At 74.9% G+C, this 18,982-nt stretch carries 17 protein-coding genes; 7 read left to right on the forward strand and 10 right to left on the reverse strand.

What is annotated here, in order from left to right; genetic code table 11:
* Window positions 1-24: 24 nt before the first annotated feature.
* Window positions 25-1,239 carry a hypothetical protein gene (locus ACI8AD_RS17770; RefSeq protein ID WP_456871849.1) on the reverse strand — a complete coding sequence of 405 codons (1,215 nt, stop codon included), beginning with the start codon at window positions 1,237-1,239 and terminating at the stop codon, window positions 25-27.
* Window positions 1,240-1,502: 263 nt separating this feature from the next.
* On the opposite strand from ACI8AD_RS17770, the gene ACI8AD_RS17775 reads away from it, so the two are divergent.
* The gene (locus ACI8AD_RS17775; RefSeq protein ID WP_456871850.1) at window positions 1,503-2,930 is read left to right on the forward strand and encodes a M1 family aminopeptidase; all 1,428 of its coding nucleotides are present in this window, start codon (window positions 1,503-1,505) and stop codon (window positions 2,928-2,930) included.
* A 21-nt stretch (window positions 2,931-2,951) separates the two neighbouring features.
* Here ACI8AD_RS17775 and ACI8AD_RS17780 read toward each other — a convergent pair whose 3' ends face one another.
* The 9 genes from ACI8AD_RS17780 to ACI8AD_RS17820 form a co-directional block, all read right to left on the reverse strand.
* Entirely contained in the window at window positions 2,952-5,549 is a 2,598-nt protein-coding gene (locus tag ACI8AD_RS17780) for a DUF4062 domain-containing protein (protein WP_456871851.1), read from the reverse strand.
* A 129-nt stretch (window positions 5,550-5,678) separates the two neighbouring features.
* Window positions 5,679-6,386 (reverse strand): GntR family transcriptional regulator, encoded by a 708-nt coding sequence (locus ACI8AD_RS17785; protein WP_456871852.1) that lies wholly within the window; start codon window positions 6,384-6,386, stop codon window positions 5,679-5,681.
* Between the two features lie 77 nt (window positions 6,387-6,463).
* Window positions 6,464-7,621, reverse strand: coding sequence for a diaminopropionate ammonia-lyase (locus ACI8AD_RS17790; RefSeq protein ID WP_456871853.1), 1,158 nt, complete (start codon window positions 7,619-7,621; stop codon window positions 6,464-6,466).
* A gap of 38 nt (window positions 7,622-7,659) precedes the next feature.
* Window positions 7,660-8,403, reverse strand: a complete 744-nt coding sequence (locus ACI8AD_RS17795) for an SDR family NAD(P)-dependent oxidoreductase (protein WP_456871854.1) — start codon at window positions 8,401-8,403, stop codon at window positions 7,660-7,662.
* 2 nt (window positions 8,404-8,405) lie between these two features.
* A complete protein-coding gene (locus tag ACI8AD_RS17800; RefSeq protein ID WP_456871855.1) occupies window positions 8,406-8,846 on the reverse strand; it encodes a GlcG/HbpS family heme-binding protein in 441 nt (146 codons plus the stop codon).
* Window positions 8,843-9,562: a 2-oxo acid dehydrogenase subunit E2 gene (locus ACI8AD_RS17805; protein WP_456871856.1), complete on the reverse strand. Its 720-nt coding sequence runs from the start codon at window positions 9,560-9,562 to the stop codon at window positions 8,843-8,845. Before ACI8AD_RS17805 ends, ACI8AD_RS17800 begins: the two co-directional genes overlap by 4 nt.
* Window positions 9,559-9,786 carry a biotin/lipoyl-containing protein gene (locus ACI8AD_RS17810; protein WP_456871857.1) on the reverse strand — a complete coding sequence of 76 codons (228 nt, stop codon included), beginning with the start codon at window positions 9,784-9,786 and terminating at the stop codon, window positions 9,559-9,561. The genes ACI8AD_RS17805 and ACI8AD_RS17810 overlap by 4 nt, the downstream gene beginning before the upstream one ends.
* A gap of 3 nt (window positions 9,787-9,789) precedes the next feature.
* Window positions 9,790-10,806: an alpha-ketoacid dehydrogenase subunit beta gene (locus tag ACI8AD_RS17815; protein WP_456871858.1), complete on the reverse strand. Its 1,017-nt coding sequence runs from the start codon at window positions 10,804-10,806 to the stop codon at window positions 9,790-9,792.
* A 1-nt stretch (window position 10,807) separates the two neighbouring features.
* Entirely contained in the window at window positions 10,808-11,836 is a 1,029-nt protein-coding gene (locus ACI8AD_RS17820) for a thiamine pyrophosphate-dependent dehydrogenase E1 component subunit alpha (RefSeq protein WP_456871859.1), read from the reverse strand.
* Between the two features lie 138 nt (window positions 11,837-11,974).
* On the opposite strand from ACI8AD_RS17820, the gene ACI8AD_RS17825 reads away from it, so the two are divergent.
* From ACI8AD_RS17825 to ACI8AD_RS17850, 6 genes are all read left to right on the forward strand, one after another.
* Window positions 11,975-12,757: an SDR family NAD(P)-dependent oxidoreductase gene (locus ACI8AD_RS17825; protein ID WP_456871860.1), complete on the forward strand. Its 783-nt coding sequence runs from the start codon at window positions 11,975-11,977 to the stop codon at window positions 12,755-12,757.
* Between the two features lie 161 nt (window positions 12,758-12,918).
* Window positions 12,919-14,394 carry a purine-cytosine permease family protein gene (locus tag ACI8AD_RS17830; RefSeq protein ID WP_456871861.1) on the forward strand — a complete coding sequence of 492 codons (1,476 nt, stop codon included), beginning with the start codon at window positions 12,919-12,921 and terminating at the stop codon, window positions 14,392-14,394.
* Window positions 14,391-15,239 (forward strand): N-acyl homoserine lactonase family protein, encoded by an 849-nt coding sequence (locus tag ACI8AD_RS17835; RefSeq protein ID WP_456871862.1) that lies wholly within the window; start codon window positions 14,391-14,393, stop codon window positions 15,237-15,239. The genes ACI8AD_RS17830 and ACI8AD_RS17835 overlap by 4 nt, the downstream gene beginning before the upstream one ends.
* A gap of 169 nt (window positions 15,240-15,408) precedes the next feature.
* Window positions 15,409-16,305 (forward strand): ABC transporter substrate-binding protein, encoded by an 897-nt coding sequence (locus ACI8AD_RS17840; RefSeq protein ID WP_456871863.1) that lies wholly within the window; start codon window positions 15,409-15,411, stop codon window positions 16,303-16,305.
* A gap of 60 nt (window positions 16,306-16,365) precedes the next feature.
* Complete coding sequence (locus tag ACI8AD_RS17845) at window positions 16,366-18,018, forward strand: amino acid ABC transporter permease/ATP-binding protein (RefSeq protein WP_456871864.1); 1,653 nt, start codon at window positions 16,366-16,368, stop codon at window positions 18,016-18,018.
* Between the two features lie 20 nt (window positions 18,019-18,038).
* Window positions 18,039-18,980 (forward strand): phytanoyl-CoA dioxygenase family protein, encoded by a 942-nt coding sequence (locus tag ACI8AD_RS17850; protein ID WP_456871865.1) that lies wholly within the window; start codon window positions 18,039-18,041, stop codon window positions 18,978-18,980.
* Window positions 18,981-18,982: the final 2 nt, after the last annotated feature.

Genomic DNA, 18,982 nt, shown 5'->3' on the forward strand with positions numbered 1-18,982 from the left:
CACCCCGCGGCCCCGGGACGGCGGTCAGGAGCCGTCGACCAGCTGCCCCACCGTGCGGCCCAGCCGGCCGTCGAGCCCGTGGCCGACGCCGGCCGGCCACTCGTGCGAGGTGACGACGCCGCGGTCGGCGTAGAAGCGCTCCCCGGCCTGCGCGCCCCAGGAGGCGGTCAGCGGGACGGCGGTGTCGGCGGTGCCGGTGAACCAGTGGCCGCGGACCCCGGCCATGCGGGCGGCGGTCACCGCGGCCCCGCCGTCCGCGGGCGGGCCGCCGCCGCCGAAGACCACCCAGCCGCCGCCGAGGCGCAGGAGCTCGGGGTGCCGCGGCACGAGGAAGCGGGTGATCTCCTGCGCGCCGGAGGAGAAGCCGGCCAGCCACACGTCGGTGACCGGGTAGGCGGCCAGCTGGCGCTCGATCAGCGCGGCCAGGAAGTCGGCGTAGGCGGCGGTGTCGCCGGTGTGCCAGCACTCGCAGGACTGGTTCGGGCTCTCGACGGCCAGCGTGACCGTGTTGCGGGCGCGGCTGGTCGCGACCAGCCCCGACGGGCCGCCGAGCGCGTAGGAGGAGTCCGGGTTGTCGACGCCGTACTCGCCGGTCCCGTCGACGTAGACGACCAGGCCCACCGGGCGCGTCGGGTCGATCCCCGCGGCGTAGAGGAGGAAGTTGCCCGTCTGCCCGTTGCCGGCCCGGAACGACTGGCGTGGCTGGTCGGTGTACGACCCGCCCGAGCCGCCGGTGGAGCCGCCGGCCGCGGTTGCTGCCGAGGCGGCGCCCGCCGGGGCGCCCGACGAGCGGGACGCCGTCGGGGCGGTGCCGCTGCGGCCGGTGCCGGCGGCCGCGGCGGTCCGCTGGTCCTCGGCCACCTCCTCGCCCCGGTCCTCGCCCGTCTCCTCGTCCGCCGTGTCCGGCGCCGGCGCGTCCCCGGCCGGCGGCTCCACGACCTCGGTGGGCTCGGTGGGCTCGGTGGCCGGGGTCTCGACCGGGGCCGGGACCGTCGCCTCGGCCGGGACCTCCGCCGGCGGAGTCGGCGCGGGCGCCGGGACGGTGCTGCTCGGGGCGGCGTCGGCGAGCGGAGCCGGCGACGCGGTCCCCGCCTGGCTGCTCGCGTCGGCGGCACCCGACGGGGCGGCGGCGCCGAGCTGCAGGCCGGCGGGGTCGCAGGCGGCGGTGGTCAGGCAGACGAGAGCCGCGGCCGCGAGCACGCCGGCCCGACGGCCGGCTGCGGAGAGGGAACTGCGCACGGGTGGGGAAGCCTCCGGACGTCCGCCAGTGACGACGGACCGTGATTGCACTGTGACGCTACGAGGCTGACAGATCAACTCCGTGCCGACCAGAGCGGGTTGGGTCACACCCGCCCCGTCCGGACCACCCGCCCCACGGGCCGCGGTGAGCCTGCCGACGACCGGTGCTGCGTTCGTCGACCGTCCCGCGTGTCGCGCGCTTCGGGGATGATCGGGGAGAGATCCGGTCGGAGCCACCCGGTGGCCAGCTCGCGAGGACGGGGATGCGCGGAGGTCGTCGGTGGTCCACGGTCGTCCTGGCGTGGTCGGTGGTGCTGGCGAGCGGGTGCACCGCGGCGGCCCCGGACACGCAGGAGGAGGAGCCCGGCGCCCCGGGGCCCGCGCTCGCCGAGCCCCGGCCCGACCGCCCGGTGGTCGACCTGCGCTTCGACGTCGCCGAGGACCTCGCCTCGGTCGCCGGGCGCGAGGTCGTCGAGTTCACGCCCGACCTGGACACCTGCGAGCTGGTCTTCCGGGCGTGGCCGAACAAGCCCGCCACCGCGGAGGCGGGCAGCTCGCTGACGGTGTCCGGCGTGTGGGTCGACGGCCGCGACGTCGACGTCCGCGACGTCGCCGCCGGTGCGCCGGAGGACGCGCCCGGCACCCTGGTCGAGGTCCCGCTCGAGGACTGCGTGGCGGCGGGGGAGACGGTCACCGCCGAGCTGCGCTTCGACGTCGAGCTGGGCGAGGAGGTCGACGAGCGGGTCGGGACCTCCTCCGACGCGGAGGTCGCCTGGTTCGCGACGGCGTTCCCCCTGCTGGCGTGGGAGCGCGGGCGCGGCTGGGAACGCGGGCCCGCCGTCCCGGTCGCCGGGGAGACCGCCGTGAGCGAGGACTTCCGGCTGCGGTCGCTGGAGGTCGCCGCGCCGTCGGGCCTCGAGGTCCTCGGCACCGGGCAGGCGGAGGGGACGGAGGACGGGCCCGACGGGACGACCGTGCACCGCTTCACCGCCCCGGCGGTGCGCGACGTCGCCGTCGCGGTCGGGGACCTCGACGTCACCGAGCGGACGATCGACGGCGTCCGCGTGCGCGTGGGCCTGGACCGGGAGGTGGAGGAGGGCACCGGGGAGGAGTGGCTCGACCAGATCGAGGCGTCCACCGGCGACCTCGTCGAGCTGCTGGGCCCGTTCCCCTACGACGACCTGGAGGTGGTGGTGCTCTCCAGCCAGTCGAGCGGCATCGAGTTCCCCGGGGCGATCCAGTTCGGCGACGTCGTCCCGGCCGAGCGGCGCGGGCTGGTGACGCACGAGCTCGCGCACATGTGGTTCTACGGGCTGGTGGGCAACGACCAGGGCGAGCACCCGTGGCTGGACGAGTCGTTCGCGACGTTCGCCCAGGTGGTGGCCGACGACGACGAGCCCTACGTGCACGGCTCGGCGGGGGGCGACCCGCCGGTGGGTGGGTCGATGGCCTACTGGGCCGCGGAGTTCGACCGCCCCAGCAGCGCGTACTACGACACCGTCTACACCCGCGGCGGCGCCGCGCTGGTGGAGGCCCGCGACCGCGCGGGGCACGACGTCTTCGACGCCGCGCTGGCCCGCTACGTCGCCGAGAACGCCCACACCGTCGCCGAGCCCGAGGACGTCCGCGAGGCGTTCTCCGACCTGCCGGAGGTCCTCGCGGTCCTCCGCGAGGTCGGCGCGCTGCCCTGACCCCCGGGGGTTCCGGGACGGCTACCGGCCGCGGACCAGGGCGACCGCGCGGCGGTGGTCGAGCGCGGCGCCGGCGGCGAAGGCGTCGGTGAAGGCATCGGCGAAGTGGGAGGCGTCGACGGCGCCCGCCACGCGGCCGGCGAGGGCGGCCTCGCCCGGCCGCGCCGACGGCCAGGCCCGCAGCCCCGCCCGCCGGCGCAGCCCGTCGGCCGCGCCGAGGGCCGTCGCGGCGCGCCGGGCGTCGCCCCGGGCCAGCGCGAGCCCGGCGGCGGCGACCAGGGCGAAGGTCAGCGTCAGGGTGCTCACCTCGGCGTCCTCGCCCCCGTCGACCGACGCGACCAGCAGCGCCTGCGCCTCGTCCAGGTCGCCGGACCGCACCGCCAGGGTGGCCAGCTGGGTGCGGGCCGTCGCCGTCAGCCACTCGTTGTCCAGCCGCCCACCGTGCTCGTCGACCTCCGCGAGGTGCGCGCGGGCGGCCTCGTCCCGGTCCAGCGCCATCTCCAGCATGCCGACGGTGAGGGCGGCGAACGCGGCGAAGGGCTCGTTCTGGCGGCGCAGACCCTCCAGGGCCGACGACGCGATCCGCAGCGCGCCCTCGAGGTCGCCGGTGATCGGGAGGATCCACGAGACGGCCAGCTGCGCGGAGTCGACCAGGTACGGGTCGTCGAACCGGCCCTCCAGGGCGCGCAACCCGTCGACGGCGGTGAGCGCACGGTCGTCGTCGCCGACCTCGACCGCGGTGACGGCCGAGGTGAGCAGCAGCTCGGCCCGGCCCCGGTCGTCCAGTGCCGCGGCGCGCAGCTGGACCTCGTCGATCCACGCCCGGCCCTCGGGCATGCGCCCGCGCATCTGCCAGAACAGCCAGAGGATGCGGAAGACGTGGGGGAGCGGCGTGATGTCGTGCGCGAGGAACCAGCGGATGGCGACCCGGAGGTTCTCCTCCTCGGTGCGCAGGCGGGCGGCCCACTCGCCCTGGTGCTCGGTGGGCCAGTCGGCGTGCTCCACCAGCCCGACGACGTACTCGGCGTGGCGGCGGGCCACGCCGTCGGCGTCCGGGCTGCCGGCGAGGCGCTCGGCGGCGAGCTCCCGCACCGCCGCCAGCATGCGGAACCGGGGACCGGCGTCGGTGAGGTCGATGGTCACCAGGCTGTTCCGGGCGAGCGCGTCGAGCAGGTCCAGCGCGGTGTCCTCCGGCAGGCCGGAGACGTGCGCGGCGGCCTCGGCGCTCCAGCCCCCGGCGAAGACCGACAGGGTCGCCAGCATCCGGCGCTCGGCGTCGGTCAGCAGGCCGACGCTCCACTCGACGGCCGCGCGGAGGGTGCGCTGGCGCTCGGGCAGGTCGACCGGCCCGGACCCCAGCGCGTCGAGGCGCGTGCCGAGCCGCGCGAGCAGCGCGTCGGGGGGCAGCAGGCGGGTGCGCGCCGCCGCCAGCTCGATGGCCAGCGGCAGCCCGTCGAGGCGCCGGCAGATCTCGGCCACCGCCGGCGCGTTGTCCTCGGTGAGCGCGAAGTCGTAGCGGACCGCGCGGGCCCGGTCGACGAACAGCCGGACGGCGGGGAGCGCGGCCAGCTCCTCCGTCGTCGGCAGACGGGAGGGCTCCGGCACCGTCAGCGGCCCCACCGCGTACTCCCGCTCGGCCCGCAGCCGCAGGGCGGTGCGGCTGGTGGCCAGGATCGTGAGGCCGGGGCAGCGCGCCAGCAGGCCGTCGAGATCGGCGGCGACGGCCACGACCTGTTCGAGGTTGTCCAGGACGAGCAGGGTCGGCGCCTCCGCGAGGTGCTCGGCCAGCGCCTCCAGGGGCGGGCGCGCGGCGTCGGGCGGGAGGCCGAGGACGGCGGAGACGCGCGGCAGCACCCGCGCCGGGTCGTCGACGGAGGCCAGCGGCACGAACACCGCCCCGCGCGGGTAGCCGGCCTGCACCCGCTCGGCCACGGCGATCGCCAGCCGGGTCTTGCCCACCCCGCCCGGGCCGGTGAGCGTCACCAGCCGCGCCTCGGGGGAGGCCAGCAGCGCCGTGACGGCGGCGATGTCCTGCTCGCGTCCGATCAGCGACGTCGACGTCAGCGGCAGGGTCCGCGTCGCCGGCCGGTCCGCGGGCGGGGATCCCGGGGAGGGGGCGCCGGTGCGCTCCGCCGTCGCGAACCGCTCGCTCAGCAGCAGCGCGAGGTCGTCGCGGACCAGCCGGGCCAGCTCCCGGGGGGTGCGGAACGGCCGGTAGGAGTCGGTCCCCTGCGACTGGAGCTCGCCGATCATGGCCGTCAGCCGGGCCTCCCGCTCGGGGGCCGGCTCCTTGACGTAGAGCAGCCGGGGCATCGAGCCCGACAGCCGGAACTCGTCCTCCAGGCCCGAGACGTCCATGTCGGGTCCGATCCAGCCGTACCGCTGCCAGTACAGGCCGATGAAGACGTCGGACTGCGCCAGGTAGGCCCGGTACAGCTCACGGGGCGGGTGCGGCCGGGCCCCGAGCTCGAACATCACCGGGGTCAGCCGCAGCGCCGTGACGGCCCGCGCCACCGCGGCGCGCTCCCCGGCGAGCTCGGTGAGGGTGGAGCTCACGAACACCCGCAGCCGCTGGTCGGGCGTCCGGATCGGGACCGTCGCCTGCTCCTGCACCGTCATGCGTCCTCCTCGGGGAGGGGCGCCGTCGACGTCCGGCGGTCCGGCGGCGTGGGGACAGCGTCCCGACCGCGACCCGGCCTGGGTAGGGGCTTCCGGCCGGTCCCGGGCCTGCCGGGAGACGGGTGCGGCTCAGCGGGCCTCGCGCGCGTCCTGCTCCCCGAGCAGCTGGGCGACCGCCTCCCCGGTGTCGAGCACGTGCTGCCGGGCGAGCCGGCCGGCCTCCGCCGCGTCCCCGCGGCCGACGAGGTCGGCGAGCTGCTCGTGCAGCGAGACCCAGTCGCTGCCGAGGTCGCCGGCGACCATGTGGAAGTAGAAGCGGGCGCGCTTGTGCAGCTCCGTCGAGAGGGTGCCCAGCACCTCGTTGTGGGACGCCGTCCGCATCGCCGCGTAGAAGTCCGAGCCCGACCGCTCCAGGGCCTCGTCGTCCCCGAGCTCCAGCAGCCGCCGGCTGCGGTCGACCACGCGGCGCAGCGCCTCCAGGTCGGCCGGCGTGCGGCGCTGGGCGGCCCACTCGGCGATGGCCCCCTCGATCACGGCCCGGGCCTCGAAGAGCGCGGTCAGCTCCTCTCCCGACCGCTCGCGCACGTAGGCGCCGTAGCGCGGGCGGATGTCGACCCAGCCGGCCTCGTGCAGGGAGCGCATGGCCTCCCGCACCGGGATCCGGCTCACGCCGTACTGCGCCGCCAGGCGGTCGGTGTGCAGGCGCTCGCCGGGGGCGAAGACGCCCTGGATGATGGCGTCCTCGAGGATCTCGTGGATCCGGGCCGGCAGCGTGCCGGAGTCGAGGGACGCGAGTGCTGGGTGGCCGTGCTGCGGCGTCGACGTGCTCGTGGTCACGGTGGTGCCCCCTTGGTTCCAGAACGATTCTGCCTGACCGGACGGACGGCGCGGGATCACCGGCCGGAGCGCGCCGATCATCGTTCCGCCGCTCGCGACCCGGCCAGGACCCGCGCGTAGTTCACCGGATCGGTGACGCCCTCGGTGAGCACCAGCAGCACCGAGGCCGACGCGTCCAGGCCGAGGGCGGCCGACTCCTCCGGCCGCAGGCACAGCAGCCCGCCGAGAGCGGCCGCGGCCGACTCGCCGACGGCGAGGTCGAGTCCCGCGAGGACCCGCATGGCCTCCTCGGCCCACGCGTCGTCGATGGCCACCAGGCCGCGGAAGGTGTCCCGCACGACCGGCAGCGCCAGGGGCGAGGGCAGCCCGCAGTTCAGCCCCGCCATGCTCGAGGTGTGCGGGCCGGGCACCTCCACCGAGGTGCCGGCCGCCACCGAGGCCATGACGCAGGCCGCCGACGTGGGCTCGACGGAGACCAGCGTCGTCCCCCGGGGCCCGTGGTGGTGCGCGGCGGCGGCGGCCAGGCTGCCGACCCCGACCGGGACCACCGCGTGGGTGGGCGGCGCCAGCCCGGCCTCGGCGACCTGGTCGTCGACCTCGGCGAAGACGGTGGCGTACCCGTCGACCACCCAGCCGGGCACGTCCCGGTAGCCCTCCCAGGCGGTGTCGGAGACGACGAGGGTGCGCTCGTCGGCGTACGTGGCCGAGCGGGTCACGGCGTCCTCGTAGCTGCCGTCGACCACCTCGACGCCGGCCCCCTCGCCGGTGATGCCCTCGATGCGCGCCTGCGCCGTCCCCGCGGGCACCAGGACGTGCGCCTCCCAGCCGAGGAGCCGGGCCATCCGCGCGACGGCGCGCCCGTGGTTGCCGTCCGTGGCCGCGACCAGGCGGGTGCCGGCCAGGTCCCCGAGCTGCGACTTCAGCCCGTCGAGGTCAGACCAGGCGCTGACGGGCTCGGCCCGGGCGGCGAGCACGGCGCGGTAGGTGGCCCAGGAGGCGCCCAGGATCTTGTAGGCCGGCAGGCCCATCCGGAGGGTCTCCACCTTCGCCACCACCGACCCGACGCCCAGGCGCTCGGCCAGCGACGGCAGGTCGCGCAGCTCGGTGGGCCGGTAGCCGGGCAGCAGGCGGTGGAACTCCCGCGGTCCGGGGGGACCGTCGCCCGCAGGCGGGCGTGGTGGGGGAGCGGGCCACCCGAGCCGGGCGGGTTCGTTCAGCAGCAGCCGGTGCGACACGGTCGCCCTCCTGGTGGGACGGTCACGGGACGGGCGCCTCAGACGGCGCTGTAGCCGCCGTCGACGACCAGGGCCTGGCCGGTGACGTAGGCGGCGCCGGGGGAGGCGAGGAAGAGGACGCTGCCCACGACGTCCTCGGGGACGCCCTGCCGCCGCAGCGGGATGGCGGCCTCCAGCCGGGCCAGCGCGCCGGCGGGGTCGTCCTGGTGGTCCCAGAACGCGTCGTTGAACGGGGTGTCGATCCAGCCCGGGCAGACGGCGTTGACCGTGATCCCCTCCGGCCCGAGCTCGTCGGCCAGCGCGCGCACCAGGTTCAGGACCCCGGCCTTCGAGGCGTGGTAGGCGGGCATGCCCGCGTGTCCGCGCAGGGCCCCGGTCGAGGAGGTGATGACGACGCGGGGGACGGTGGAGGCGCGCAGGTGGGGCAGGGCGGCCTGGGTGAGCAGGAACGGGGCGCGCAGGTTGACCGCCAGCGAGCGGTCCCAGTCCTCGACCGTCCAGTCGGGGAGCGGCCGGGCGAGCAGCAGGCCCGCGTTGGCGAAGACGACGTCCAGCCCGCCGCCGTGCGCGGCGGCCGCGGCCACCGCCTCGGCCGCCGCCCCGGGGTCGGCCAGGTCGGCGACGAAGGGGGCCGCCGGTCCGGGCAGGTCCTCGGCCGCGGTCGCCTTGGCGCTGTCCCCGTCCCGGTCGGCCACCAGGACGGCGTCACCGCGCTCGCGGAACGCCCGCACCACGGCCCGGCCGATGCCGCGGGCTCCGCCGGCGACCAGCACCGAGACCACGGTCAGCCCTCCAGCCCGGCGGCGGCCAGCCCGGCGAGGGCGCAGGCGCGGTCGACGGCGGCGGCCGCCCCGCTCACACCCACCCCGCCGACCAGGGCGCCGTCGGCGTGGATCGGCAGCCCGCCGGCGAACACCACCAGGCGCCCGCCCAGTGCGGTGGACATGCCCCAGTCCGCGCCGCCGGGCGCGGTGGACCCCGCCCACGTCTCGGTCGGCGCGTCGAGCGCGACCGCGGTGTAGGCCTTGTCGGTGGCCAGCGGGAGGGCGACCAGCTGCGCGCCGTCCATGCGGATGGCGGCGACGAGGTTGCCGCCGGCGTCGACGACCGCGGCTCCCATGGCGGCGCCGCGCCGTTCGGCCTCGGCGCGGACGCCGGCGAGGACGGTGAGCGCCAGGTCCAGGCTGGCGTCGGCCCGCGAACGGGTCCGGGCGGTGAGGGTCACGAGACTGCCTCCGGGGCATCGGGGAGGGCATCGGGGAGGGCACCGGGGAGGGCATCGGAGAGGGCTCCGGGGAGCCCGGCGGGATCCTCGAGCCGGTCGGCGACCTCGGCGAGGAAGCCGGCCGCCGGCGCGCCGTCGACGACGCGGTGGTCGCAGGAGAGGGCCAGCTCGAGCCGGCCGTCCACCACCGCGCCGACGGCGAGGACGGCCGCCTGCGGGGGGAGCACGAGGGCGCGGAAGCGGTGCACCCCGTGCGGGCCGAGGTTGGAGATGGTGAAGGTGGCGGAGAAGACGTCGTCGGGGCGCAGCGTGCCCGCGTGGGCCGCCGCGGTGAGCCGGACCCGCTCGGCGGCCAGCTCACCCAGGGTGCGGCGGTCGGCGTCGCGGACGGCCGGGACGACCAGCCCGTCCTCCACCGCCACGGCCAGGCCCACGTGGACCGCCCCGTGCTCGACGATGCCCTCCTCGGTCCAGGAGGCGTTGAGCCGGCGGTGGGCGACCAACCCGGCGGCCGTGGCGGCGGTCAGCGCGTCGCTGAGGGAGAAGCGGCGTCCACCGGCCGCGCGCAGCTGCTGGACCGTCCGGACGTCGACGGTCCGCTCGACGGTGAACTGCGGCACCGCCGCCGAGGCGAGGACGGTGCGCACCACGGCGCGGCGCACCCGGGAGAGCGGCACCAGCCGGTCGGCGACCGCCGGCGCGCCCGCCGCGGTCACTGCAGCCGGGCGATGACGGCGCCGACCTCGGCCGTCTCGCCGGTCTCGACCAGGATCTCGGCGACCACGCCGGACCCGGGGGACTCCACGTCGGCGTCCACCTTGTCCGATTCGACGGTCACCAGCGGCTGGCCCTCGCTGACCTCGTCACCCACGGCCACCAGCCACTCGCCGACGACGGCCTCCTGCATCGTCATCCCCCACTTGGGCAGCACGACGTCCACGGGTCAGCCCTCCAGGGTCTTCTGCACGGCGGCGCGGATCTCCTGCTCGTCGACCAGCACGCGCTTCTCCAGCACGGGGGAGAACGGCACCGGGACGTCCTCCCAGGCCACCCGCTGGGGAGCGCTCTTCAGCGAGCCGAAGGCGGCCTCGCTGACCATCGCGGTGATCTCGCTCGCGACGCCGCAGGTCAGCCGGGCGTTGTCGCACACCACCAGGCGCCCGGTCTTGGCCACCGACGCCAGGATCGTGTCCCGGTCGAGGGGTACCAGGGTGCGCGGGTCCACGACCTCGACGGAGACGCCCTCGGACTCCAGCGCGCGGGCGACCTTGAGCGCCTTGGGCACCAGGGCACCGATGGCGACGACGGTGACGTCGGTGCCGGTCCGCTTCACGTCGGCGACCCCGAACGGGATCGCGTAGGGCTCCTCGGGCACCTCGCCCTTGGTGCCGCCCAGCACGGCGTCCTGGAAGTAGACGACGGGGTTGGGGTCGCGCACCGCCGTGACCATGAGGCCCTTGGCGTCGTAGGGCGTCGACGGCATGACGACCTTCAGCCCGGCGACGTTCATGAGCATCGGGTGCGGGTTCTCGCTGTGCTGGGCCGCGGCGGCGCCGGAGGGGCCGCTCATCGTGAAGTAGACGATGGGCAGCTCGACCTGGCCGCCGGACATGTAGCGCAGCTTCGCCGCCTGGTTGGCCACCTGGTCCATGGCCACGTAGAAGAAGGAACCGACCATCAGGTCCACGACCGGCCGCAGGCCGACCGCGGCCGCGCCGACGCAGGCCCCGACGAACGTGGCCTCGGAGATGGGCGTGTTGCGGACGCGGTCCTCCCCGAACTCCTGGATCAGGCCGCGGGTGGCCCCGATGATCGAGCGGTCGACGTCCTCACCGAGGACGACGACGGTGGGGTCCTCGCGCATGGCGTCGCGCAGGCCCTCCTGCATCGCCTTGATGAAGTACTCGCGGCGCACGGCCGGCGCGGTGGCGGCCGGCGGGGCGCTGGTGGTGGCGGTCATCTCAGATGTCCCCTCGGTCGTCGTCGGCGTGCTGGGCGTAGAGGGCCTGGAGCGCCTCCTCGGCGTCCGGGAACGGGCTGGCCTCGGCGAAGGCCAGCGCCCGCTCGACGGCCTGGGTCTCCTCGGCGTCGACGGCGTCGAGGTCGGCCTCGGTGATGCCGGCGGCCACCAGGTGGCGGCGGTAGGCGGCGATCGGCTCCCTCGCCCGCCAGTGGTCCTGCTCCTCGCGCGGGCGGTAGTCGCCGGCGAAGGCCTCCTCGCCCTCGTTGTGGCCGTGCCAGCGGTAGGTCATGGCCTCGATGAGCGTGGGGCCCTCACCGGCCCGGGCGCGGGCGACGGCCTCGTCCGTGGCCTGCCGCACGGCCAGGACGTCGTTGCCGTCGATCTGGACACCCGGGATGTCCATCGCCCGGCCGCGGTCGGCGATCCGCCCCGCGGTGAGCTTCGAGGTGTGCGTCCACTCGGTGTACTGGTTGTTCTCGCAGACGAAGACGACCGGCAGCTTCCACACCGACGCGAGGTTCATCGACTCGAAGAAGACGCCCTGGTTGGAGGCGCCGTCGCCGAAGAAGGTCGCCGTGACGTTGTCCCGGCCGAGCTGCTTGTCGCCCCACGCCGAGCCGGTGCCGATCGGGATGCCGCCGCCGACGATGCCGTTGGTGCCGATGATGCCGAGCCCGAAGTCGACGATGTGCATCGAGCCGCCCTTGCCGCGGCAGTAGCCGTCGACCTTGCCGAGCAGCTCGGCCATCATCCGGTCGACCTCGGCGCCCTTGGCGATGAGGTGGCCGTGGCCGCGGTGGGTGCTGGTGATGCGGTCGTCGGCGCGCAGCGCCGAGCACACGCCGACCGCCACCGCCTCCTCACCGAGGTAGAGGTGCACGAACCCGGGCAGGCGCCCCCGCTTGAACAGGTAGGCGAGCTTCTCCTCGAAGCGCCGGATGCGCAGCATCAACCGCAGCAGGTGGAGCTGCTCGTCGCGCGGCGGCGGGTCCGCGGTCGGAGCCGGGGCGAGATCGGTCTGGGTCACGGGCTTCTCCACTCGGGACGGGGGATGTGGCCGGACGGGACGCGCGGTGCCGGACGGACACGGGCCGTCGCACCGGGCTGGAGATTGTTTATACAGTATCTCAAGATCGGGCAACAGGGACAGGGGAGGGGACCGCTCATGGGACTGCTCGACGGGCGCGTGGCGCTGGTGACCGGAGGCGCGCGGGGGATCGGCCGGGAGGTGGGGGCGCGACTGGCGGCCGCCGGTGCCGCCGTCGTCCTGGCCGACGTCGCCGAGGGGGCGGTGCGGGAGGCGGCCGCCCACCTGCGGGCCGACGGCGCCCGCGTGGCCGGCGTCGCCGTGGACGTGACCGACGAGGTGTCGGTGGCCGCCGCGTTCGACGAGGCGGAGGCCGCGCTGGGGGCCGTCGACGTCCTGGTGGCCAACGCCGGGATCCTGGTGCTCGAGCGCGCCCTGGACCTGTCGGCGGCGGACTACCGCCGGGTCCTCGACGTCAACCTCACCGGCACGTTCCTCACCTGTCGCGAGGGGGCGCGGCGGATGGTGCAGGCCGGCCGTGGTGGCCGGATCATCGTCTCCTCCTCCCTGTTCGGCCTGCGGGGAGGGGTCGAGAACACCGCCTACTCGTCGAGCAAGTTCGGCGTGGTGGGGCTGGCGCAGTGCCTGGCCGCCGAGCTGGGGGAGAGCGGCATCACCGTCAACGCGGTGTGCCCCGGCCAGGTCGACACCGTGATGATCCGCGACCTGATCGCCGAGCGCGCCCGCCTGACCGGGTCCTCGCCGGAGGCGGTGGAGCAGGCCATGCTGGCGCGGATCCCCAGCCGGCGGATGGCGCGTCCCGCGGAGGTCGCCGACGCCTACGTCTGGCTGGCCTCCGACATGGCCGGCTACGTCACCGGGCAGTCGATCGTGGTCGACGGCGGCTGGCAGCTCGGCTGACCGCACGGCGTCCGGAGGGTTGACATCCTCCGGGTCATCATTCGTATTCTTTATACGATCTGCCGTCCCCGCCGAGGAGCGGGGCGGTCGAGAGCCCCACCAGCCCGTCGCGGCCGACGGCCGTCACCCCCTGGGTACCGGGGCGTCCGGAGGGAGCACCGATGAGCGAAGCCGTCGCAGCGGACCGCAGCGTCCTCGAGAAGCACCACATCGACGTCGTCGACCCGGCCGACCGGCGGGGGCGGGCGCGGGACCTGTTCTCCGTCTGGTTCTCCGCGAACCTCAACATCGGCGGTGCCGTCTTCGGCGCCCTCGCCGTGGCCCTGGGCAACAACGTCTTCTGGTCGCTGGTCGTCGTGGTCCTCGGCAACGTCCTCGGTGGGACGTTCATGGCCCTGCACTCCGTCCAGGGCGCCCGGCTCGGGGTCCCCCAGCTGATCCAGAGCCGCGGCCAGTTCGGCTTCTACGGCGCGCTGCTGCCCGTGGTGCTGGCGGCGCTCCTCTACGCCGGCTTCTTCACGCTCACCGCGGTCATCAGCGGCCAGGCGCTGGCCGCGGCCGCGCCCGCCGTGTCGGTCAACCAGGGCGTCCTCGTCAGCGTGGCGATCAGCCTGCTGCTGGCACTGCTCGGCTACCGGGCCATCCACCTGACGGCGAAGTGGGCGGTGTGGCCCCTGGCAGCCGCCGTCGTCGTCGTCACCGTCGTCACCGCCGTGACCGTCGCCCGGGAGGGGGTCGTCCTCACCGTCTCCGGGTTCGCCCCCGGCCCGTTCTTCGGCGCCCTGGGGATCATCGCGACGTTCCTGCTGACCTACGCGCCCTACGTCTCGGACTACTCCCGCTACCTGCCGGTCGACACCCCGGCCCGCGCGGCGTTCACCGCGACCTTCGCGGGCGCGGTCCTCGCCTCGGTCTGGTCGGAGCTGCTGGGTGTCTTCCTCGCCGCCCAGGTCGTCGGCACCGACACCTTCCAGGCGGTCGGGGAGGTCCTCGGAGGCGGGGCGCTGGCCGCGGTCGTCCTCCTGGTCACCGCGGCGGCCATCGCGGGCAACAACGCCCTCAACCTGTACGGCAGCATGCTGAACCTGATCACCGCGGCCTCGTCGTTCCGGACGTTCCGCCCGTCGGTCGGCCTGCGGATCGCCATGCTGCTGCCCACCCTGCTGCTCGGCACCTTCCTGGCGCTGCAGGCGTCGGCGGACTTCTACGCGCAGGTGGGCAACTTCCTGTCCTTCCTGACGCTGGGCTTCGTGCCGTGGGGGGCGATCAACCTGCTCGACTTCTACCTGGTGCGGCGCGGGGAGTACGACGTGCGCGGGTTCTTCGACCGGCGCGGCCGCTACTACCGGGACCCGGCCACCTGGACCTTCGCGGGGTTCAACGTCCCCGCCCTCGTCGCCTACGCCGTGGGCGTCGCGGCGGCCGTGCCCTTCGTCGCCAACGGGTGGTACACCGGCCTGGCCGCCGCGGCGCTGGGCGACGCGGACCTGTCCTGGATCCCCGGCCTGCTGGTCTCCTCCGCCGTCTACCTCGTGCTGGTGCGCCTGTGCACCTCCCGGACAGCGGGGCGCGGGTACGCGGGCGACCCGTCGCGGTCGCCGGCCCCGCCGTCCGTCCGCGCCGGGCACAGCCGGTGACCGGGAGCCGGGCGCGGCGGCTCTTCGTGCTCACCTTCGGTGCCGAGCTGATCCCCAAGTCACTGTCGGTCGCCGGGGACCCGGACACGCTCTTCTGGGCGCCGATCACCGGGGCCCTCGTCGAGACCGACGACGGCTGGGTCCTCTTCGACTCGGGCATGCGCCGGGCCAACCACGACGCCCGCCGGGTCGACGAGACCTACCGGGGCGGCCGCGACACCCCGGAGCGGGGAGCCGTCCCCCCGGTCTTCCCGGCCGATCCCGGGCCGGGGCGGTGGACGTGGGGGCGGGACGGCGAACCGCTGCGGGCCGCGCTGTCCGACGTGGGCCTCACCGTCGGCGACCTCGGGCTGGCGGTCATCAGCCACCTGCACTGGGACCACGCGGGAGGGATCGGGCTGCTCGCCGCCGCCGGCGTCCCCGTGGCGCTGCACGAGGACGAGATCGCCTTCGCCCGCTCCGGGGCACCCCGCTTCGAGGAGGGCTTCGACCGGGCGGACTGGGCGCCGCTGGGGGACGGCTGGGTGTCCCTGAGCGGCGACACCGAGGTCGCGCCGGGGGTCACCGCGCTGTCCACGCCGGGCCACACGCCCGGGCACGTGTCGCTGCGGGTCGACCTCCCGCAGACCGGCACGTGGCTCTTCCCGTCCGACGCGGCCGAACTCGCCCAGAACTGGATCGACCGGCGGGGGTGCGGCTCCACCAGCGGCTCCACCCCCGAGCTCGCGCGCGCGTCGATGGACAGGCTCGTCTCGCTGGCGGCCGCCACGGACGCGCGGGTCGTCTGCGGGCACGACCCCGTCGTCACCAGGGTCGCGGAGCACCCGCCCGGCGGGCACCGCTGAGGCCGGCGCCCGGCGCGGACGGCGGACGGGGTGCGGCGGCGGACCGCGGCGTTCCCTTGACACCTCGCTAATACCGTATAAAGAATCAGACAGCGACTGTGATCCGGGTCTCACGGGGACACCCACCCGTCGAGCCCCGTCACCGGATCCCCGACCGAGGAGACACCCCATGAGGAACACCCGGATCTTCGTCCTGACCGCGGCGGCGGCGCTGCTCGCCACCGGGTGCAGCGGCGGTGAACGGCAGAACGCGGTCGCCGCCCAGGCCGAGGAGGGCGTGGCCGACGAGGCGGCGGGCTCCTGCTCCGACGTCGGGGAGCAGTACCCTGACCTGGAGGGGCAGACCCTGACCATCGGCTCGACCCCGGGCCTGAACTACTACAACCTCGTCGACGAGTCGCGGCCCGACGAGGTGATCGGCCTGGAGCCGGACCTGATGCGCGCGGTCTCCGAGTGCCTCGGCTTCGAGTACACGTACCAGAAGACCGACTTCAACGGCCTGATCCCGGCGCTGCAGTCCGACCGGATCGACCTGATCACCTCGGGCATGTACGCCACCGAGGAGCGGGCCCAGGAGGTCTCCTTCGTCACGTACATGAACGCCTCGCAGTCGGCCGTGGTGCAGCAGGGCAACCCCTCCGACATCGGCGGCCTGGAGGACCTGTGCGGGACCACGGTCGCCCAGGTCGTCGGCACCGTCGAGGTCGAGCTGGCCGCCCAGCAGAACGAGCAGTGCCTGGCCGGCGGGCAGCCGGCCATCGAGACGCTGGACTTCACCACCAACAACCAGATGGTGAGCGCCCTGACCGACCAGCGGGCCGACGTCTTCCTGACCGACACCGGTGTGGCCGCCTACCTGGCCGACGAGTTCGACGGCCTCGAGGTCGGCTTCGACCTGGTGTCGGACTTCCGGTTCGGGATCGGCGTCGGCAAGGACAACGAGGAGCTGCTCAACGGCATCCACGACGCCCTCGTCGCGATGCACGAGGACGACCAGGTCGTCGCCATCGCCGAGGAGTGGGGCTTCTCCGCCGACGCCGTCATCGACCCGGAGATCGTCCAGTGACCCGGTGACCTCCGAGCGGGGGCCCCGAGCACACCCATCCGAACGGACTGAGAGACCGACATGGCCGACTTCTGGTACTACCTGAGACTGCCTGCCCTCTGGGAGGGCGCCTGGGTCGCCGTCCAGATCGCCGCCCTGGCGATGACCGGAGCACTCGTGCTGGGGCTCCTGCTCGCGCTCATGCGCGAGTCCAAGCACGCCTGGCTGCGCTGGCCGGCCGCCTTCTACGTGTGGTTCATGCGGGGGACGCCGCTGCTGCTGCAGCTGGTCTTCTTCTACGTGATGTTCCCGGCGATCGGCGTGCCGCTCTCGTCGTTCTGGACCGCGGTCATCGGCTTCGCGCTGAACGAGGCGGCCTTCGCCGGCGAGATCATCCGGGGTGGCATCCGGTCGGTCGGCCCGAGCCAGGTCGTCGCGGCGCACTCGCTGGGCATGGGGCCGGTGCTCACCCTCCGCCGGATCGTGCTGCCCCAGGCGCTGCGGGCCATCGTGCCGGCGCTCGGGAACAACACCATCTCCCTGCTCAAGGCCACGTCGCTCGCCTCCGTCATCGCCGTCGAGGAGCTGACCCTCGTCGCGCAGACCTTCGTGTCGCAGACCTTCCAGTTCTTCCCCATCTTCGGCGCCGCGGCGGCGATCTACCTGCTCATCACGACCGCGCTGAGCATCGTCCAGAACATGCTGGAGCGCCGGTACTCCCTCGACCGGGAGGTCACCGAGCGCAACGGCGTGATGGCCCGGATGCTGGGGATCCGCGGCCGGCGCCGGGGTGGCGAGATGGACGGCGGGTCCGGCCCGGACGCCCCGCTCACCGGCGGTCCCGGTGCCCCTGCCGGCGCGAACGACGCCGCCGCCACCGACGAGGCGGCCGTCGCCGAGGCCCGGGCGCACCGGGGGGTCACCGCGGTCATCGCCCAGCAGAGCCTCGCCGAGGCCGGCAGCGAGGAGGTCGTCACCGCCCGCGGCGTCCGCAAGTCCTACGGCGACCGGGAGATCCTCAGCGGCGTCGACCTCACGGTGCGGCGCGGCGAGGTGGTCGTCCTCATGGGACCGAGCGGGTCGGGCAAGAGCACGTTCCTCCGCCTGGTCAACCACCTGGAGTCCGTCGACGGGGGCGAGATCCTCGTGGAGGGCGAGCACGTCGGGTACCGCCGGGTCGACGGTGCGCTCAAGCCGTCCGACCGGCTGGACCGGGCGCGGGCCAAGGCGCGGATCGGCTTCGTGTTCCAGCACTTCAACCTGTTCGACCACCTGCCGGTGATCGACAACGTGACCATCGCGCCCGTCGAGGTGTTCGGCGAGAAGCCGGAGACGGCCCGGGCGACGGCGCTCGGACTGCTCGCCGACGTCGGCCTCGACCGGCACGTCCACCACCTCCCGCACCGGCTCTCCGGTGGCCAGCAGCAGCGGGTGGCCATCGCCCGGGCGCTGGCGATCACCCCGCGGCTCATGCTGTTCGACGAGCCGACCTCCGCCCTGGACCCGGAGCTGGTCGGCGAGGTGCTGTCGGTCATGCGCCGGCTGGCCGACGCCGGGATGACGATGATCGTCGTCACCCACGAGGTCCGCTTCGCCCGCGAGGTGGCCGACAAGGTCGTGTTCATGGACGGCGGGCGCGTCGTCGAGGAGGGCACGCCGGCGGAGGTCCTGGAGAACCCCCGCGAGGAGCGGACCCGGAAGTTCCTCAACATGGTCGCCCGCGCCGACGCCTGACCCCCGAGGAGATCCCGACCATGACCACCCACGGCGTCCGGGCCGACTGGCTCGAGGACTACCACCGCGACGGCTACGTCGTCCTCCGCGGGGCGTTCAGCCCCGCGGAGGTCGCCGCCGTCAACGCCGAGGCGGTCCGGCTCTGCCGCGCCGACTGGGGCACGGTGGACTTCGACCCCGACACCGTCGCCGAGCGGGACCCCGGCGCTCCCGCCGGGACGGCCGGCCCCGCCGGCCGGTACCCCGACGACGACGCCTCCGACGACGCCTCCGACGACGCCGACGACGAGGTGCTGCGGCGCTACCTGTGCCTGCACTTCCCGCACAAGGCCTCCCCGCTGCTGCGGGACACGCTGGCGCACCCGGTGCTGGTCGACGCGCTGACCCGGGTCATCGGCCCGGACGTCAAGTCGATGCAGTCGATGCTCTTCCTCAAGTCCGAGGGCAAGCCGGGACAGGCCTGGCACCAGGACGAGCTGTTCATCCCGACCCGGGACCGGTCGCTCACGGCGGCCTGGATCGCCCTGGACGACGCCCGCGTCGACAACGGCTGCCTCTGGGCGCTGCCCGGGTCGCACCGCGCCGGGGTGCTCTACCCCGACCGCGAGCACGACGACCCCCGCTACGACTGCACCGTCGAGGCCTTCGACTTCCCCTACCGGGACGAGGACGCGGTGCCGCTGGAGGTCGACGCCGGCGACGTCGTCCTGTTCGACGGCTACCTGCTGCACAAGTCGCTGCCCAACACGGCCCGCCGGGGGACCCGCCGCGCCCTGGTGCACCACTACATGAGCGCGCAGTCGCTGCTGCCGTGGTTCCACCGGCCCGGCGTGCACCTGGGCAAGACCGACCACCGGGACGTCGTCCTGGTGGCCGGTACCGACCCCTACCGCTGGAAGGGCTACGAGGACCTCTTCGCCGCCGAGGTGCGCCCCGACCGCGAGGGCGGCTGCCGACGCTGACC

It is taken from the genome of Geodermatophilus sp. SYSU D00766 (assembly GCF_054049915.1).

Coding starts and splice junctions, on each gene's coding strand:
- ACI8AD_RS17830 (WP_456871861.1), top strand. CDS start 12,919: ATGAGCGAAGCCGTCGCAGCGGACCGCAGCGTCCTCGAGAAGCACCAC.
- ACI8AD_RS17840 (WP_456871863.1), top strand. CDS start 15,409: ATGAGGAACACCCGGATCTTCGTCCTGACCGCGGCGGCGGCGCTGCTC.
- ACI8AD_RS17845 (WP_456871864.1), top strand. CDS start 16,366: ATGGCCGACTTCTGGTACTACCTGAGACTGCCTGCCCTCTGGGAGGGC.
- ACI8AD_RS17815 (WP_456871858.1), bottom strand. CDS start 10,806: ATGACCGCCACCACCAGCGCCCCGCCGGCCGCCACCGCGCCGGCCGTG.
- ACI8AD_RS17850 (WP_456871865.1), top strand. CDS start 18,039: ATGACCACCCACGGCGTCCGGGCCGACTGGCTCGAGGACTACCACCGC.
- ACI8AD_RS17775 (WP_456871850.1), top strand. CDS start 1,503: ATGCGCGGAGGTCGTCGGTGGTCCACGGTCGTCCTGGCGTGGTCGGTG.
- ACI8AD_RS17780 (WP_456871851.1), bottom strand. CDS start 5,549: ATGACGGTGCAGGAGCAGGCGACGGTCCCGATCCGGACGCCCGACCAG.
- ACI8AD_RS17825 (WP_456871860.1), top strand. CDS start 11,975: ATGGGACTGCTCGACGGGCGCGTGGCGCTGGTGACCGGAGGCGCGCGG.